We start from the raw sequence: 16,943 nt of genomic DNA, 5'->3' as shown, positions 1-16,943 counted from the left end.
ATCAGCCCACTCCTGTGCTCTTGCGCGAGATGATCACGCGCATGATTTCGTTGGTGCCTTCCAGAATCTGGTGGACGCGCAGGTCACGCACCAGCTTCTCAATTCCATACTCTGTCAGATAGCCGTAGCCGCCGTGCAACTGGAGTGCCTTGTTTGCGACGGCGAAGCCGGTATCCGTGGCCTTGAGCTTGGCCATGGCAGACAGCAGCGAGGTGTTCGGGTCGCCGGCGTCGTAGGCTCCCGCTGCACGCCAGAGCAGGGATCGGGCACCTTCGAGGTCGGCCTGCATCTGAGCGACTTCGAAGCGCAGCGCTTGGAATCCTGAGAGCTCGGTGCCGAAGGCCTGACGTTCGCCCATGTACGTGATGGCCTTCTCCAGTGCTGCCTGTCCGCCGCCGAGCGAGCAGGCGCCGATGTTGAGGCGACCGCCGTCGAGTCCGGACATTGCGATCTTGAAGCCCTGGCCCGGGTCGCCGAGCATGTTCTCCTTGGGAACACGCACGTTCTCCATGATGACCTGCCGGGTCGGCTGGGCGCGCCAGCCCATTTTCTGCTCGTTGGGTCCGAAGCTCAGTCCCTCCATGCCCTTTTCGAGGATGAATGCGGAGATTCCACGAGCTCCGTCCTGGCCGGTGCGGGCCATGACGAGGTAGGTTTCGGAAGTGCCTGCTCCGGAGATGAATTGCTTGACTCCGTTGAGGACGTAGTGGTCGCCGTCTTCACGGGCGGAGGTGCGCAGGGCGGCCGCATCGGAGCCGGCGTTGGGCTCGGTCAGGCAGTAGCTGCCGAGGTGCTCCATGGAGACGAGCTTCGAGAGGTACTGGGCCTTCTGCTCGTCGTTGCCGAACTTGTCGATCATCCACGCGACCATATTGTGGATGGAGATATAGGCGGCGACGGCGGGGCATCCGGTCGACATCGCTTCGAAGATCAGCGCCGCATCCATCCGGCCCATTCCGGTTCCGCCGGATTCTTCGCTGACGTAGATTCCGCCCATCCCGAGTTCAGCGGTCCTCTTGATGACGTCGACGGGAAAGAAATGCTCGGCGTCCCATTCGAGGGCGTGCGGGGCGACTTCAGTATCGGCGAACTCGCGCACCATCCCGGCGACGGTCTGCTGTTCGTCGGTGAGACCGAAAGGTAGGGCAGCGGCGGTACTGCGGGACATGATTCCTCCAAGAATCGGACGCTTATTCGGTGACGGACACCACGATACGTCCATATTACTTGGACATCCAACTAATTGTGCACCGAGGCGGCCCGTTCGTCACGAGGCGACTCGTCCGGCGGTGTGCTCAGCTGCCGGCTTCGAGGCCCGAACGCAGCGTTTCGAGGTGGGGGAGCAGGGAGTCGAGATCGATCCCGGCGAAATCGGGGGAGGAGAAGACCTCCGCGTTGAGTGCCGTCGTGGCCTGAGCTGCGAGGTCCCGACCGGCATCGGTGAGGTCGACGAGCGTGGTCCTGCGATCATCGGGGTGGCTGCGCCTGGCGACGAGTCCGGCCTTTTCGAGACGGTCGACGGAGTTCGTCGTCGATGTCGCATGCACCTGCAGTCGGGCGGAGATCTTCGACATCGGCAGGGTTCCGGCCCTGGTGAACGACAGCAGAGTGAGGACCTCGTAGCGCGAGAACGTCAGTTCGAAGGGCTTGAGGGCGGCGTCGACCCTGGCGAGGAACAGCTGGTGGATCCGCATCACCGAGATCACTGTCGTCATTCCGTCGGCCGCGTCATTCCACCCGTGGGCCAGCCATTGCCGCCGGGACTCTTCGATCGGGTCGAAGCCCGTGCCTGTATTCTCTTCTGCCGCCATTGTCGACAGTGTAGTGAAGTGGGAAGATAGGCGCATGTGCGGTCGACTCAATATGTCCCTCGATCCGGCTGATCTCGCCGATGAGCTCCGGTTGGACGTCGTCTCCTATGACTTCACGCCGCGCTTCAATGTGCCTCCGGGATCATTTGTGCCGATCCTCGTCGAGAGGCTCGACGAGGATGGTCAGCTGCACCGCCGTCTCGAAACCGCCTCTTGGGGGCTGGTTCCGGCCTGGGCGAAAGATCCGAAGATCGGATTCAAGGCATTCAACGCTCGTTCCGAGACTGTGCTTGAGAAGCCGATGTTCCGACAGGCCATCAAGCGGCGCCGTAGCGCCCTGCCGGTCCCGGGCTACTACGAATGGGAGAACGCGGAGGACGGCAAACAGCCGTGGATGATGACCGCCGCCGGCGCGGACCCGCTCTTCATGGCCGGACTCTTCGAGTTCTGGAGGCAGCCGGATGAGACCTGGCTGGTCTCCACGACGATCCTGACTATGGAATCTGCGGGACACCTCAGTGATGTCCACCACCGGATGCCGGTCTTCCTTGGACGCGACCAGATCAGTGACTGGATCGACCCGGGGGTGCTGACGAACGATGTGCCGGATCTGCTGGCGGCGACTCTCGACCAGGTCGACCCTGCAAGCGTCACGAGACATAAGGTCGGCAAAGCCGTCGGCAATGTCCGCAACGATTCTCCGGAACTTGCCGAACCAGTGGCGTAGATGTCTCTGCCTGACACTGGAGCGGCGGCGCTGCAAGCCAGTGGGGCGACCGCGATCATCGCCTCGGAATGAGTCCGTCAGGAAGTCTTTCGCGAGCTGCTCGGATCGAGCTCAAATGAGGCGGAGCGGACCGATCTCGGGAAGTTCGATTGATGCTCTCTCCCGAGATTTCGGGGTTCCAAGGCCTGAGGCAGGGGGAGCAGTCGAAGCGGTTTTGCAGGTGGCCGCAGATGTGTGTATTGTTGTCCAGGTTGCTAGGACGCGAGGAACGGCAACAGTCGCTCTGATCGGGAACGATACGGGCAAACCGAAGATGAACTTCGAGTTGCACGGATCAGAACAACGATGTAGAGTAGACATTCGCTGGCACAGCGAGTCGCAAGACGAAAAGTGCAAACAGAAACTGATACCCCCAGTGAACATGCTGTTTTTTTGTGTGGTGTGGTGATGGGTGTGTGTTTGTGGTTTGAGAATCCAATAGCGTGTTTGTTTGAACAAGTTGTGATGCCAGAACATGTATTTTTCTGGTGAGACAATCACCTGATCGAACATGGTTCACCCTGGTGTGGGTGGTTCTTCGCTGAACCGTCCGCATGTGGTGGGGTGGTCTTCGTGTTTGGTTGGGAGTATTTTTTGGTCAACTGCGATCACCCCGTGGTCGTGTGTTGGCTGTCTTGCTGGGATTCATTCGTAACATAATTTTTTTATGGAGAGTTTGATCCTGGCTCAGGACGAACGCTGGCTGCGTGCTTAACACATGCAAGTCGAACGCTGAAGCCGGGTGCTTGCACCTGGTGGATGAGTGGCGAACGGGTGAGTAACACGTGAGTAACCTGCCCCTGATTTCGGGATAAGCCTGGGAAACTGGGTCTAATACCGGATATGACCATCTGACGCATGTTGGGTGGTGGAAAGTTTTTCGATTGGGGATGGGCTCGCGGCCTATCAGCTTGTTGGTGGGGTAATGGCCTACCAAGGCGACGACGGGTAGCCGGCCTGAGAGGGCGACCGGCCACACTGGGACTGAGACACGGCCCAGACTCCTACGGGAGGCAGCAGTGGGGAATATTGCACAATGGGGGAAACCCTGATGCAGCGACGCAGCGTGCGGGATGACGGCCTTCGGGTTGTAAACCGCTTTCAGCAGGGAAGAAGCGAAAGTGACGGTACCTGCAGAAGAAGTACCGGCTAACTACGTGCCAGCAGCCGCGGTAATACGTAGGGTACGAGCGTTGTCCGGAATTATTGGGCGTAAAGAGCTCGTAGGTGGTTGGTCACGTCTGCTGTGGAAACGCAACGCTTAACGTTGCGCGTGCAGTGGGTACGGGCTGACTAGAGTGCAGTAGGGGAGTCTGGAATTCCTGGTGTAGCGGTGAAATGCGCAGATATCAGGAGGAACACCGGTGGCGAAGGCGGGACTCTGGGCTGTAACTGACACTGAGGAGCGAAAGCATGGGGAGCGAACAGGATTAGATACCCTGGTAGTCCATGCCGTAAACGTTGGGCACTAGGTGTGGGGGGCATTCCACGTTCTCCGCGCCGTAGCTAACGCATTAAGTGCCCCGCCTGGGGAGTACGGTCGCAAGGCTAAAACTCAAAGGAATTGACGGGGGCCCGCACAAGCGGCGGAGCATGCGGATTAATTCGATGCAACGCGAAGAACCTTACCAAGGCTTGACATACACTGGACCGTTCTGGAAACAGTTCTTCTCTTTGGAGCTGGTGTACAGGTGGTGCATGGTTGTCGTCAGCTCGTGTCGTGAGATGTTGGGTTAAGTCCCGCAACGAGCGCAACCCTCGTTCTATGTTGCCAGCACGTGATGGTGGGAACTCATAGGAGACTGCCGGGGTCAACTCGGAGGAAGGTGGGGATGACGTCAAATCATCATGCCCTTTATGTCTTGGGCTTCACGCATGCTACAATGGCTGGTACAGAGAGAGGCGAACCCGTGAGGGTAAGCGAATCCCTTAAAGCCAGTCTCAGTTCGGATCGTAGTCTGCAATTCGACTACGTGAAGTCGGAGTCGCTAGTAATCGCAGATCAGCAACGCTGCGGTGAATACGTTCCCGGGCCTTGTACACACCGCCCGTCAAGTCACGAAAGTCGGTAACACCCGAAGCCGGTGTCCCAACCCTTGTGGAGGGGGCCGTCTAAGGTGGGACTGGTGATTGGGACTAAGTCGTAACAAGGTAGCCGTACCGGAAGGTGCGGCTGGATCACCTCCTTTCTAAGGAGCATACATAGGAACCCCAATGAACCGGCCGTGCGTGTTGGTGTTGGGTGCTCAAGGGTGGAACATCACTTCTTCCGCTCATACCTTCCAGCGTTGTCCGGTGACTGCCGTGTCGACGTTGATTGTTGTATGGGCTAGAACGGACACGTTATTGGGTCCTGGAATCACAAACCCCGCACAGTAGGTGTGGGTGTGGTTTCAACCAACAGGACCAACCCGACTACCGGGCGGCGGCGTGAAGCGGTTGTGTGGTGGTGGGTGTTTGGTAGTGGTTTGAGAATCGTATAGTGGACGCGAGCATCAAATAACACGTGAGTGTTGTTTATGTAATGTGATTTTTCTTGTCATCATCTAGTGAAGGTGAATGAAACAATTTTTCGCGCGCACGTCAGCCAGTCCCTGTGAGGGGTTGGGTGAGTGTGTAAGAGCGCATGGTGGATGCCTTGGCATCAGGAGCCGATGAAGGACGTGGAAATCTGCGATAAGCCTCGGGAGCCGATAAACAGGCGTTGATCCGAGGATGTCCGAATGGGGAAACCCCGCCACTCGTGAGGGTGGTGACCCGTGTCTGAATATATAGGGCATGTGGGGGAACGCGGGGAAGTGAAACATCTCAGTACCCGCAGGAAGAGAAAATAACAATGATTCCGGGAGTAGTGGCGAGCGAAACTGGATGAGCCTAAACCTTGTCAGTGTCAAGCGTGCTGGTTTTGCTGGCGGGGTGTTGTGGGGTGTGCATGGTCTGGTTCAGCATGGCTGGTCTGTGATGTGTGTTGGTGTAGTCGAACCTGGTGGGAAACAGGACCGGAGTGGGTGAGAGTCCCGTAGACGAAACGTCAGCCTGTCGCAGTGTGTGCGTTGCCCGAGTAGCACGGAACTCGTGGAATTTCGTGTGAATCTGCCAGGACCACCTGGTAAGGCTAAATACTTCCTGATGACCGATAGCGGATGAGTACCGTGAGGGAATGGTGAAAAGTACCCCGGGAGGGGAGTGAAAGAGTACCTGAAACCATGTGCTTACAATCCGTCAGAGCAGTATCTTGATGACTGTGATGGCGTGCCTTTTGAAGAATGAGCCTGCGAGTTAGCGGTGCGTGGCGAGGTTAACCCGTGTGGGGTAGCCGTAGCGAAAGCGAGTCCGAAGAGGGCGATTCTAGTCGCGTGTCCTAGACCCGAAGCGGAGTGATCTAGCCATGGGCAGGGTGAAGCGTGTGTAAGAGCGCGTGGAGGCCCGCACCCACTTCAGTTGAAAATGGAGGGGATGACCTGTGGTTAGGGGTGAAAGGCCAATCAAACTCTGTGATAGCTGGTTCTCCCCGAAATGCATTTAGGTGCAGCGTTGCGTGGTTCTTGCTGGAGGTAGAGCTACTGGATGGCTGATGGGCCCTACCGGGTTACTGACGTCAACTAAACTCCGAATGCCAGTCAAGGTTCAGCGTGGCAGTGAGACAGTGGGGGATAAGCTTCATTGTCGAGAGGGAAACAGCCCAGACCATCAACTAAGGCCCCTAAGCGTGTGCTCAGTGGGAAAGGATGTTCAGTTGCGAAGACAACCAGGAGGTTGGCTTAGAAGCAGCCATCCTTGAAAGAGTGCGTAATAGCTCACTGGTCAAGTGATTGAGCGCCGATAATGTAGCGGGGCTAAGTACACCGCCGAAGTTGTGGCAGCATCACGTATAGCCGTAATGGTGTGGTGTTGGGTAGGGGAGCGTCGAGTTGCTGGTGAAGCTGCCGTGTGAACGAGTGGTGGAGGCGATTCGAGTGAGAATGCAGGCATGAGTAGCGAAAGACGGGTGAGAAACCCGTCCACCGGATGACCAAGGGTTCCAGGGCTAGGCTAATCCGCCCTGGGTAAGTCGGGACCTAAGGCGAGGCCGACAGGCGTAGTCGATGGACAACCAGTTGATATTCTGGTACCGACACACAACCGACAGTACCAAAACACATGAAACTAACCCTGTGATGATCCCGTCAGGCCTTCGGGTCTGTGGTTGGGTTTGAGTGGGGGACCTGAGTGTGGAGTCGGTAAGCGTGAGGTGTGACGCAGAAAGGTAGCCAGGCCGTGCGATGGTAGTCACGGTCTAAGGTTGTAGCACGTGGGGGTAGGTAAATCCGTCCCCACACAGAGTGTGAGAGCTGATGGGCGCCCCACATGGGTGGGGTGATCTGGTGATCCTCTGCTGCCGAGAAAAGCATCGACGTGAGGGTGTGTGTTGCCCGTACCCTATAACCGACACAGGTGGTCGAGTAGAGAATACTAAGGTGATCGAGAGAATCGTGGTTAAGGAACTCGGCAAAATGCCCCCGTAACTTCGGGAGAAGGGGGACCATCCCGGTGAACTCACCATGCGTGGGGATGTGCTGGTGGTGGTCGCAGAGGCCAGAGAGAAGCGACTGTTTATTAAAAACACAGGTCCGTGCGAAGATGTAAGTCGATGTATACGGACTGACGCCTGCCCGGTGCTGGAAGGTTAAGAGGACCTGTTAACTCGTAAGGGTGAAGCGGAGAATTTAAGCCCCAGTAAACGGCGGTGGTAACTATAACCATCCTAAGGTAGCGAAATTCCTTGTCGGGTAAGTTCCGACCTGCACGAATGGCGTAACGACTTCTCTGCTGTCTCAACCACGAACTCGGCGAAATTGCATTACGAGTAAAGATGCTCGTTACGCGCAGCAGGACGGAAAGACCCCGAGACCTTCACTATAGTTTGGTATTGGGATTCGGTGTGGTTTGTGTAGGATAGGTGGAAGACGTAGAGGCCCTGACGCTAGTTGGGGTGGAGTCGATCGGTGAAATACCACTCTGACCATAGTGGATTCCTGAACTTCGGACCCTGATCGGGTTCAGGGACAGTGCCTGATGGGTAGTTTAACTGGGGCGGTTGCCTCCTAAAGAGTAACGGAGGCGCCCAAAGGTTCCCTCAGCCTGGTTGGCAATCAGGTGTCGAGTGTAAGTGCACAAGGGAGCTTGACTGTGAGACGGACGTGTCGAGCAGGAGCGAAAGCTGGGACTAGTGACCCGGCCATGGCTTGTGGAAGCGTGGTCGCTCAACGGATAAAAGGTACCTCGGGGATAACAGGCTGATCTTGCCCAAGAGTCCATATCGACGGCATGGTTTGGCACCTCGATGTCGGCTCGTCGCATCCTGGGGCTGGAGTCGGTCCCAAGGGTTGGGCTGTTCGCCCATTAAAGCGGTACGCGAGCTGGGTTTAGAACGTCGTGAGACAGTTCGGTCCCTATCCGCTGCGTGCGTAGGAAATTTGTGGAGGTCTGTCCTTAGTACGAGAGGACCGGGACGGACGAACCTCTGGTGTGCCAGTTGTTCCGCCAGGAGCATGGCTGGTTGGCTACGTTCGGGATGGATAACCGCTGAAAGCATCTAAGCGGGAAGCCGGCTCCGAGATGAGATTTCCAACTGACTGTTGTCAGGGGAGGTGTCCTATAGATGATGGGGTTGATAGGCCGGGTATGGAAGCACTGTGAGGTGTGGAGTTGACTGGTACTAATACACCGATCACTCATCAACCACTTTCTTTTTGTTGGGGTTGGTGTGTGTGCGAGTTTGTTTTGTGAGTAGTCTTTTCTAGTTGTGGCTGGAAGAGTTCATGCCCCGTTGTGGGTGTGCATGTTGCATAGGTTTTTTGGTGTTCGCGTTCGCTGTGCGGTTCTTGGACCATTACCGCTGATGACCTTGTGTGGGGTTGTGGTGGTGGTTTGTTGGTTTTGCGGTGGTGATAGTGGTGGGGAAACGCCCGGTTAACCGTTCCGATCCCGGTAGCTAAGCCCATTCGCGCTGATGGTACTGCAACTTGGTGGTTGTGGGAGAGTAAGTGACTGCCGCAATATTCTTTTTGGGGTGATGGCCTCGTCCAGTTTTTGGGCGGGGCCATCACTGTATTCACGAATGAGTGTGTTGGGTGGGTTGTGTGGTGGTTGGTGCTACTTGGCGGGGGCCCAGCTACCTGGCGCGGGGTTGCTGGGCCCCCGTCAGGTAGCAATAGTGAGGAAGGTTCGGAAGGCTTCGGCGCCCGTGACTTGTAGGTCACTGTCTGTGTGGACGTAGTTCTCGGCGGCCAGGACCATGTGGTGCTCCGTTAGGGCTGTGCCGTTCTGGCCGATGGTGCTGCGGTGGCCATTGGGGGAGTAGCCGAGCTTCTCTGATACCCGTCGGCTGGCGACATTGCCTTCGAAGTAGGCGGTGTCGAATCTCGTCGCGTCGAAGTAACGGATGAAGGTTTCGATGATGATCCGTCGCATCCTGGTGCCATAGCCGCGGCCCTGTTCCGGCAGCGCCAGCCATGAACCTGTCGAGACCGCCTTTGTCAGCGGATAGCGATGCCCGTTCACACCCTGCACTCCGACGGCCAGACCGTCGACTCTGACCGTGAACTCCATCGTCCAGTCATCCACAGTGAAGTTCGCCCGAGTGGACCAGTGATACTGAGCGAGGCTCAGCGCTATCTGCTCATCGGTACCTGAGCCCCAGTCGACGAGGAACGCTTCGATGCCATCTCGTCTGACTCCGCCTCGAGCGATATCTGCGAGCTCGGGGATATCGGTTTCGCGGACAGGGGAGAGCTCCATATCGCCCGATTGCAGATGAAGTGCGAACGGCGGCCAGATCTCTGAGATATCCATATGCCTTGTGGTCAGTCTGTCCAGTTCTGCTGTTCCTGTATTGCGTGGGAGACTTATATCCCACTTGAAGTGACCGGACAACGTTGTCCATTATCTGGTCGCTCGGATTGTTGTTATGCGGGTCACGGTATGTTTGTGCGCATGAGTCTACATCCATCACTGCAGCCAATCTTCGACACAGTGCTCCAACGTAACCCTGGAGAGTCGGAGTTTCACCAAGCGGTACAGGAAGTTCTCCATTCTCTGGGCCCCGTCGTGGACAAGCACCCCGAATACCTGGAGCTCTCGGCACTCGAACGGCTCTGCGAGCCCGAACGCCAGATCATCTTCCGGGTTCCCTGGATCGATGACTCCGGTGTCGTGCAGATCAACCGCGCCTTCCGAGTGCAGTTCAACTCGGCACTCGGCCCGTACAAAGGCGGACTGCGTTTCCACCCGTCGGTGAACCTCGGCATCGTCAAGTTCCTCGGCTTCGAGCAGATCTTCAAGAACGCGATCACGGGCCTGCCCATCGGCGGCGGCAAGGGCGGTGCGGACTTCGACCCGAAGGGCCGCAGTGACCGCGAGGTCATGCGCTTCTGCCAGTCCTTCATGACTGAACTGTCCCGCCACATCGGCGAATACCGCGATGTGCCTGCCGGTGACATCGGCGTCGGCGGTCGCGAGATCGGCTACCTCTTCGGCCAGTACAAGCGGATGACGAACTCCTATGAGGCCGGTGTGCTCACCGGCAAGGGACTGTCCTACGGCGGTTCCATGGTTCGCACCGAAGCCACCGGCTTCGGAGTCGTGTACTTCCTAAAGGACATGCTCGCCGCCGCGAAGAAGAACATCGACGGTCGCACCGTTTCGATCTCCGGATCCGGAAACGTCGCCGTGTTCGCCGCCGAGAAGGTCACTGCCTTCGGCGGCACCGTCATCACGATGTCCGACTCGGCCGGCTTCATCCATGACCCGGACGGCATAGACACCGAGCTCGTGAAGCGCATCAAGTTCGAGGAGCGGGGACGCATCTCCGAATACGTCGAACAGCGCGGTGGGCGTGCGACCTACCACGAGGGCGGCAACGTCTGGGATGTCGAGGTCGACGTCGCTCTTCCATGCGCGACGCAGAACGAACTCGACGGAGATTCGGCAGCGACTCTGGTCAAGAACGGGGTCATCGCTCTCGCCGAAGGTGCGAACATGCCCTGCACCCCGGAAGCCGTGAAGATCTTCTCCGAATCCGGTGTGCTCTTCGCCCCTGGCAAGGCCGCAAACGCGGGCGGCGTCGCCACCAGCGCGCTCGAAATGCAGCAGAACGCCAGCCGCGACTCGTGGGACTTCGACTTCACCGAGGCCCGTCTGGCCGAGATCATGGGCGATGTCCACGACAGCTGCGCCGCGGCTGCCGACGAATTCGGTTCGCCGGGCGATTACGTCTCCGGCGCCAACATCGCTGGCTTCATCCGCGTCTCCGAAGCGATGCTCGCTCAGGGCGTCGTCTGATCTGCTGATCCGCTGACGGTCGGGAAGCCGATCCGGCTCAGCGTCGATAGCCAGAACGCGTCGACGCGAAGTACAGGACAGGCCCTGCTCGGGACGGTTGAGCTTCTATGCGAAGCACAATGGTCTGGAGCAGGGCCTGTTTCGTATCTGTCGGGCTCAGACGAACCATGTGGCTGCTGTTCTGTCGGCTAGCTGATCTCTGACTTGTGGGGCTGGCCCGAGCCTGTTGGACTGGTCAGCGCTTTCCGATTGTCCCGTAGGCTTTGCGCCAGCGCAGCAGGGGACGGCTCGTTCCCGCCTCGGCGCCCGCACCCATGGACACCACCTCGCCGACGACGATGCTGTGAGTCGCTACCTCGAGGATCTCGGTGAGTTCGAGTTCGAACCAGGCGATCGCCTCGGTGAGCACCGGCTGGCCGGCCTGCGGGGCGGGAAAAGTGTCGATGCCTTTGAGTGATCCGTAAAGCGGCTGACCCGACGCGCCGAGGCGTTCTGAGATATCGCGCTGATCGGAGTTGAGCAGTGAGATCGCGAAGTGCGAACTCGTCTCCAAGGTCTCCATCATCCGTGAACCGGAGTAGACGCTCACCGCCATCGTCGGAGGATCGTAGGACACATCGAGGAACGAATCGACGGTGATCGCATGCAGGGCACCGCCCCGAGTCGCGGAGACCACGGCGACCGCCGCGGCGATGTCATCGCTGAGCTCGCGGTAGCGTTCTGTGAGGGAATCGTCGTAGGCCTGGTCCATGACTCTCATTCTAGGGAACTACAATGGAGCCATGACCATTCCAGCTTCAGGCGGTTCAGCAACGATCGAGCGCGAGCAGTCCGAGCAGCTAGTCGAGCCCGGCGACCACGAGCGCTTCAGCCACTACGCGCCCAAGGACAAGATCATGGAGTCCATGGTGACCGGGACTCCGCTGATCGCCTTGTGCGGAAAGGTGTGGGTGCCCACGCGCGATCCCGAGCGGTTCCCGATCTGCCCCAAGTGCAAAGAGATCTACGAGACGATGTCCGAAGGACCGCAGGAGTAGATGTCAGCGGATCGTCTCCCAACAGCACCAGGGACCTCCGCAGCAGAACAGCTCCCACCGGCATTCCCCGAGCGCGCAGCTTGGGGAACGGCCGGAAAGCTGCGTGCCTGGCAGGCAGAGGCTCTGGAACTCTACTTCCAGAAGCAGCCGAAGGACTTCCTCGCAGTCGCGACCCCCGGGGCCGGTAAGACCACCTTCGCTCTGCGCCTGGCAGCCGAACTCCTGGCCCAACGGGTCGTCAACCGAGTCACCGTCGTCGCTCCCACCGAACATCTCAAGGTGCAGTGGGCCGACTCGGCGGCACGTGTGGGCATCAAACTCGACCCGCACTTCAAGAACTCCCAGGGCAAGCACGCACCCGGTTACCACGGAGTGGCGCTGACCTATGCGCAGGTTGCTGCCAAACCCGTTCTCCACCACAACCGGACGGCCGCCGGTCGCACTCTGGTCATCCTCGACGAGGTCCACCACGGAGGCGATGCCCTGTCGTGGGGCGATGCCGTGCGCGAAGCCTTCGGGCCCGCGGTCCGCCGACTGTCTCTGACCGGAACCCCGTTCCGCTCGGACACGTCACCGATCCCGTTCGTCACCTATGCTCCCGACGAGAACGGCATCCGCACCTCGGTGGCGGACTATTCCTACGGCTACGGCCGTGCGCTCAAGGACTCCGTCGTCCGCCCCGTCCTCTTCCTCGCCTACGCGGGCGCCATGACCTGGCGGACCAAGGCCGGCGACGAGATGTCGCACGTCCTCGGCGAAGAGACGACGAAGGACATCAACTCGCAGGCCTGGCGCACCGCACTCGACCCGAAGGGTGACTGGATCCCGGCGGTGCTCAAGGCCGCCGATATGCGACTGACCGAAGTTCGACGCACCGTCCACGACGCCGGGGGCCTCGTCATCGCCACCGACCAGGAGGCGGCCCGTGCCTACGCCAAGCGCCTGCACGAGATCACCGGAGAGAAGCCGACCGTAGTGCTCTCCGACGAAGCGGGAGCCTCGGAACGGATCGAGAAGTTCCAGAACTCCACCGACCGGTGGATGGTCGCAGTCCGAATGGTCTCCGAAGGCGTCGACGTGCCCCGACTGTGCGTCGGCGTCTACGCGACCTCCTCGTCGACGCCGCTGTTCTTCGCACAGGCGATCGGACGCTTCGTGCGTGCCCGCAAACGCGGCGAGACCGCCTCGGTGTTCCTGCCCTCGGTGCCCGTGCTGATGGCCCTGGCGAACTCGATGGAAGCCGAACGCGACCACGCTCTCGACCGTCCGAAGAACGACGACGAGAATGATGTCGTCGTCTTCGACGACGAAGCAATGGAGCAGGCGAATCGCAGCGAAAGCGCCTCCTCCGACCAGTTGGGGTCGTTCGAGGCCCTCGGTGCCGAAGCGCTGTTCGACCGCGTCCTCTACGACGGCGGCGAATTCGGCACAGGCGGAGCCATCGGCTCCGAGGACGAACTCGACTTCATCGGGATTCCCGGTCTGCTCGAACCCGATCAGGTGCGTGAGCTGCTGAGCACCCAGCAGGCCCGGCAGGCCAAGCGCAAAACCGCGGCGGCCCCTCCGGCTCCGGAGGTCGAGACGAGCGAACTGGAACACCGCGCGATGAAGGAAGAGCGCAACCAGCTGCAGAGCCTCGTCGGGGCCTGGTCGAGACGCACCGGCACACCGCACCAGAACGTCCACGTCGAACTGCGCAAGGCATGCGGTGGCCCGGCCGTCGCTCAAGCCACGCGTGAGCAGATCCAGGCCCGGATCAAGAAGCTGCAAGGCTGGTTCATCGGCAAGAAGTGACTGCAGGGCGTCGGCAGGGGAGAGGCCCACCGGTTGCGAGATCAGAGAAGCCGCCGAGGCAGACAGTGCGTCAGCCTCGGCGGCTTCGTTCGTGCTGTGACGGACCTGGCCGCCGGGTGCCGATCAGGCGGAGTAGAACACGGTGGGGATGGCGGGCTCGCCGTCCTGCAGGCGCCTGGCCGAACGCGGCAGCTCCGCCAGGGACTCGTCGTGTCGGGCGCAGGCCCTCTTCACTCCTGCCGCACCGATGAAGGACTCATCGACCTCACCGTCGAGAACGAGATCGACGCTGAGCCTGCGTCCTTCACCGAGGTCCCCGGGCAGCGAAGGAATGCCGACGGCCTCCTCCACTGCGATCGGACCGTCGATGAGGCGCAGTGCCTCTTTGTGCCCGCCGCGTGACGGCTTGCCCGAGGAGTGTTTGGCCACCGAGGTCCACTCACCGGCTTCGTCTGCGCGAGCCACGAGCTTGTACACCAGCCCGGCGGCCGGGGCTCCCGAACCGGTGACCACGCGTGTGCCGACACCGTAGGAATCGACGGGGGAGGCCGCCAGCGCGGCGATCGCATACTCGTCGAGGTCGCTCGTGACGGTGATCGTCGTGTCGCGGGCGCCGAGGCGGTCCAAGCTCTCGCGCACCTCGCTGGCCTGTTCGATGAGGTCACCGGAGTCGATGCGCACGCCGCCGAGCTTGGGGCCGGCCAGTTCGATCGCGGTGGTCAGTGCCTCCTCGACGTCGTAGGTGTCTAGGAGCAGTGTCGTATCGGTGCCCAGCGATTTCAGCTGGGCGGCGAAGGCCTCGCGTTCGGAATCGTGGAGGAGGGTGAACGAGTGGGCCGAGGTGCCGATCGTGCGCAGACCGTACTGCAGGCCGGCCGCGAGGTTCGACGTCGATGCGAAGCCGCCGATGACCGCGGCTCTGGCCGCAGCCACGGCCGCATGCTCGTTCGTGCGTCGCCCGCCCATCTCCGCGCAGGGTCGGTCGCCTGCCGCCTGAGCCATCCGAGACGCCGCCGAGGCGACAGCACAGTCATAGTTCATGGCCGAGAGGATGAGGGTCTCGAGGATGACGCCCTCGGCGAAGGTCGACTCGATCGTGAGCAGCGGTGAGCCGGGGAAGTAGATCTCCCCTTCGGCATAGCCGCGGATATTGCCGGAGAACCGATAGTTCGCCAACCAGTCGATGGTGCGGGAGTCGACGATGTTCTCCCTGCTGAGGAACGAGAGTTCGGCGTCGTCGAAGCGGAAGTCGCGGATCATCTCGAGGATCCGACCGGTACCGGCGACGACACCGTAGCGGCGACCTGCGGGAAGACTGCGGCCGAAGACTTCGAAGAGGCTCTTGCGGTGGGCGGCGCCGGATTCCAGGGCCGCCTGCACCATCGTCACTTCGTACTGATCTGTGAAGAACGCCGTCGAGTCGGTCCGTGTGAGATCACTCATAGGCGCGATCTTACGTCACGACAGCGTCAGTGTTCTGCCGTAAGCTGGAAACGTGAGCAATCCAACGACCCCAGTGCTCGAGCCGGACGTCGAGGTTCGACCGGCCGAAGACCTGGCCAAACCCTGGAGGACCGTGGTCTTCAACGACCCGGTCAACCTCATGAGCTACGTCAGCTTCGTGTTCCAGACCTACTTCGGATACTCCGAGGAGAAGGCCCACTCACTCATGCTCGAAGTCCATGAGAACGGCCGCTCCGTGGTCGCCACCGGAGGCCGCGAAGCCATGGAACGAGACACCCAAGCGATGCACGAATACGGCCTGTGGGCTGCGTGCCAACCCGATTCAGGATCCGACTGACACATGGCCGCTATCGACGCACGTGGGGATGATGTCGTCCTCACCCTGCAGGACAACGAACGCTCGCTCATGCTCACCGTCTTCACCGATCTCGCAGCTCTGCTGGCTGAAGACAGCGACGAAGGCGACGACCGTCCGGACTCGGAGAACTGGGAGGCCCGGCTCGGACTCGTCGACCGGCCCCGCCCGGAGGACCCGGCACTGCAGCGGCTGCTGCCCGACGTCGATCCCGACGACGAAGAGCGTTCGGCGGAATTCCGCCGCCTCACCGAGTTCGACCTCAAACAGGCCAAGGCGCACAATGTGCGCATCGTGCTGCTGGGGCTGAGCAAGGGCAACGACATCGCCCTGACACGGGACGAGGTGCTCGCCTGGATGAAGGGGCTCAATGATCTGCGACTCGTCCTCGCCGTCCGCCTCGGCATCGACACCGAGGAGGCGCAGGAGGAGAAGTACGCCCACCGCGAGGACCTCTCCGAATCAGAAGATCTCACCCTGACCCTGTACGACTTCCTGACCTGGATCCAGGACCGACTGACGACGACCTTGCTCGAGCAGATGCAAGGGGATGACGAGATATGAAACTCACCGCTATCGGCACCGCCGGGTCCTTCCCGGGGCGCGGAGCCCTCGCCAGCTGCTACCTCATCGAAACCGATGAGGACACCCCCACTCGCATCATCCTCGACCTCGGGTCCGGTGCGCTCAGTCCCCTGCAGGAGACGATCGACACCGATCGCCTCTCCGGGATCGTGCTCAGCCACCTCCACCCGGACCACTGCATGGACATGACCGGTCTGTACGTCAAACACTGCTTCGACCCGAAGTTCTTCAACGGCGACATCTCCGACACCGGAACGATTCGCACCCGCACCCCGGTGTTCGCTCCGGCCGGTGCGAAGGAACGGCTGTTCCGGGCCTACTATACGGATCCCGGAAAATCTCCGGTGGCCAATGGGGGCGACGACTCGAACTTCGACAACGCCTTCGAGTTCACCGACATCGACCACGGAGCTCGACACCAGGTCGGATCGCTGACCATCGAGTCCTTCCTCGTCGACCACCCAGTCGAGGCCTACGCTCTGCGGATCACGGATGCTACCGGCAAGGTCATCACATATTCCGGTGACAGCGACGAATGCGACAACCTCGTCGAAGCGGCGAAGGGTGCCGACCTGTTCCTGTGCGAAGCTGCTTTCCAGGAGGACCGCGACACTGCGCGCGGCATCCACCTCACCGGCAAACGCGCCGGACGAGTGGCACAGAACGCCGAGGCGGCAGCGCTCGTGCTCACCCACATCCCGATCTGGACCGACTGCTCCATCGTTCGCGGTGAAGCGGCCGGCGAGTACCGTGGACCCATCGAGCTGGCGAAGCCCGGAGCCACCTGGACCGTATGAGTCGGCGACGAC

The 16,943-nt window shown here is 60.4% G+C and carries 12 protein-coding genes and 3 rRNA genes; 10 read left to right on the top strand and 5 right to left on the bottom strand.

Annotated features, from left to right (window positions below; all coding sequences use genetic code 11):
* Window position 1 precedes the first annotated feature (1 nt).
* A complete protein-coding gene (locus tag BLU88_RS14790; RefSeq protein ID WP_092015567.1) occupies window positions 2-1,168 on the bottom strand; it encodes an acyl-CoA dehydrogenase family protein in 1,167 nt (388 codons plus the stop codon).
* A 127-nt stretch (window positions 1,169-1,295) separates the two neighbouring features.
* Window positions 1,296-1,811 carry a MarR family winged helix-turn-helix transcriptional regulator gene (locus tag BLU88_RS14785; RefSeq protein WP_092015564.1) on the bottom strand — a complete coding sequence of 172 codons (516 nt, stop codon included), beginning with the start codon at window positions 1,809-1,811 and terminating at the stop codon, window positions 1,296-1,298.
* A gap of 52 nt (window positions 1,812-1,863) precedes the next feature.
* Between BLU88_RS14785 and BLU88_RS14780 the strand changes: the two genes are divergently transcribed.
* From BLU88_RS14780 to rrf, 4 genes are all read left to right on the top strand, one after another.
* On the top strand, window positions 1,864-2,538 hold the full coding sequence (locus tag BLU88_RS14780) for an SOS response-associated peptidase (protein ID WP_231939450.1): 675 nt from the start codon (window positions 1,864-1,866) through the stop codon (window positions 2,536-2,538).
* 703 nt (window positions 2,539-3,241) lie between these two features.
* Window positions 3,242-4,766: ribosomal RNA gene (locus tag BLU88_RS14775) — 16S ribosomal RNA — on the top strand.
* Window positions 4,767-5,183: 417 nt separating this feature from the next.
* A 23S ribosomal RNA gene (locus BLU88_RS14770) occupies window positions 5,184-8,299 on the top strand.
* Window positions 8,300-8,497: 198 nt separating this feature from the next.
* Window positions 8,498-8,616: ribosomal RNA gene (gene rrf, locus BLU88_RS14765) — 5S ribosomal RNA — on the top strand.
* The 16S, 23S and 5S rRNA genes sit together here, the layout of an rRNA operon.
* Window positions 8,617-8,760: 144 nt before the next feature.
* Here rrf and BLU88_RS14760 read toward each other — a convergent pair.
* Window positions 8,761-9,411 (bottom strand): GNAT family N-acetyltransferase, encoded by a 651-nt coding sequence (locus BLU88_RS14760; protein ID WP_092015558.1) that lies wholly within the window; start codon window positions 9,409-9,411, stop codon window positions 8,761-8,763.
* Between the two features lie 141 nt (window positions 9,412-9,552).
* Between BLU88_RS14760 and gdhA the strand changes: the two genes are divergently transcribed.
* Window positions 9,553-10,899 carry an NADP-specific glutamate dehydrogenase gene (gdhA, locus tag BLU88_RS14755; RefSeq protein WP_092015554.1) on the top strand — a complete coding sequence of 449 codons (1,347 nt, stop codon included), beginning with the start codon at window positions 9,553-9,555 and terminating at the stop codon, window positions 10,897-10,899.
* A gap of 235 nt (window positions 10,900-11,134) precedes the next feature.
* Here gdhA and BLU88_RS14750 read toward each other — a convergent pair whose 3' ends face one another.
* The gene (locus BLU88_RS14750; protein ID WP_092015551.1) at window positions 11,135-11,650 is read right to left on the bottom strand and encodes a flavin reductase family protein; all 516 of its coding nucleotides are present in this window, start codon (window positions 11,648-11,650) and stop codon (window positions 11,135-11,137) included.
* Between the two features lie 31 nt (window positions 11,651-11,681).
* On the opposite strand from BLU88_RS14750, the gene BLU88_RS14745 reads away from it, so the two are divergent.
* Window positions 11,682-11,936: a DUF3039 domain-containing protein gene (locus BLU88_RS14745; RefSeq protein WP_035320920.1), complete on the top strand. Its 255-nt coding sequence runs from the start codon at window positions 11,682-11,684 to the stop codon at window positions 11,934-11,936.
* Entirely contained in the window at window positions 11,937-13,730 is a 1,794-nt protein-coding gene (locus BLU88_RS14740) for a DEAD/DEAH box helicase (protein WP_092015548.1), read from the top strand.
* A 123-nt stretch (window positions 13,731-13,853) separates the two neighbouring features.
* Here BLU88_RS14740 and BLU88_RS14735 read toward each other — a convergent pair whose 3' ends face one another.
* A complete protein-coding gene (locus BLU88_RS14735; protein WP_092015545.1) occupies window positions 13,854-15,173 on the bottom strand; it encodes a nicotinate phosphoribosyltransferase in 1,320 nt (439 codons plus the stop codon).
* Between the two features lie 52 nt (window positions 15,174-15,225).
* On the opposite strand from BLU88_RS14735, the gene clpS reads away from it, so the two are divergent.
* From clpS to BLU88_RS14720, 3 genes are read left to right on the top strand one after another with little or no spacing between them, the layout of a single operon-like run.
* The gene (clpS, locus tag BLU88_RS14730) at window positions 15,226-15,531 is read left to right on the top strand and encodes an ATP-dependent Clp protease adapter ClpS (protein WP_039207108.1); all 306 of its coding nucleotides are present in this window, start codon (window positions 15,226-15,228) and stop codon (window positions 15,529-15,531) included.
* Window positions 15,532-15,534: 3 nt separating this feature from the next.
* Window positions 15,535-16,113: a DUF2017 family protein gene (locus BLU88_RS14725; RefSeq protein WP_092015542.1), complete on the top strand. Its 579-nt coding sequence runs from the start codon at window positions 15,535-15,537 to the stop codon at window positions 16,111-16,113.
* The gene (locus BLU88_RS14720; RefSeq protein ID WP_092015539.1) at window positions 16,110-16,931 is read left to right on the top strand and encodes an MBL fold metallo-hydrolase; all 822 of its coding nucleotides are present in this window, start codon (window positions 16,110-16,112) and stop codon (window positions 16,929-16,931) included. The genes BLU88_RS14725 and BLU88_RS14720 overlap by 4 nt, the downstream gene beginning before the upstream one ends.
* Window positions 16,932-16,943 lie beyond the last annotated feature (12 nt).

Origin of the sequence: Brevibacterium siliguriense (assembly GCF_900105315.1) — a bacterium.
GTDB classification, from domain to species: domain Bacteria; phylum Actinomycetota; class Actinomycetes; order Actinomycetales; family Brevibacteriaceae; genus Brevibacterium; species Brevibacterium siliguriense.
The sequence above is the reverse complement of the archived record's forward strand: the minus strand, read 5'-3'. Positions and strand labels throughout refer to the sequence as shown.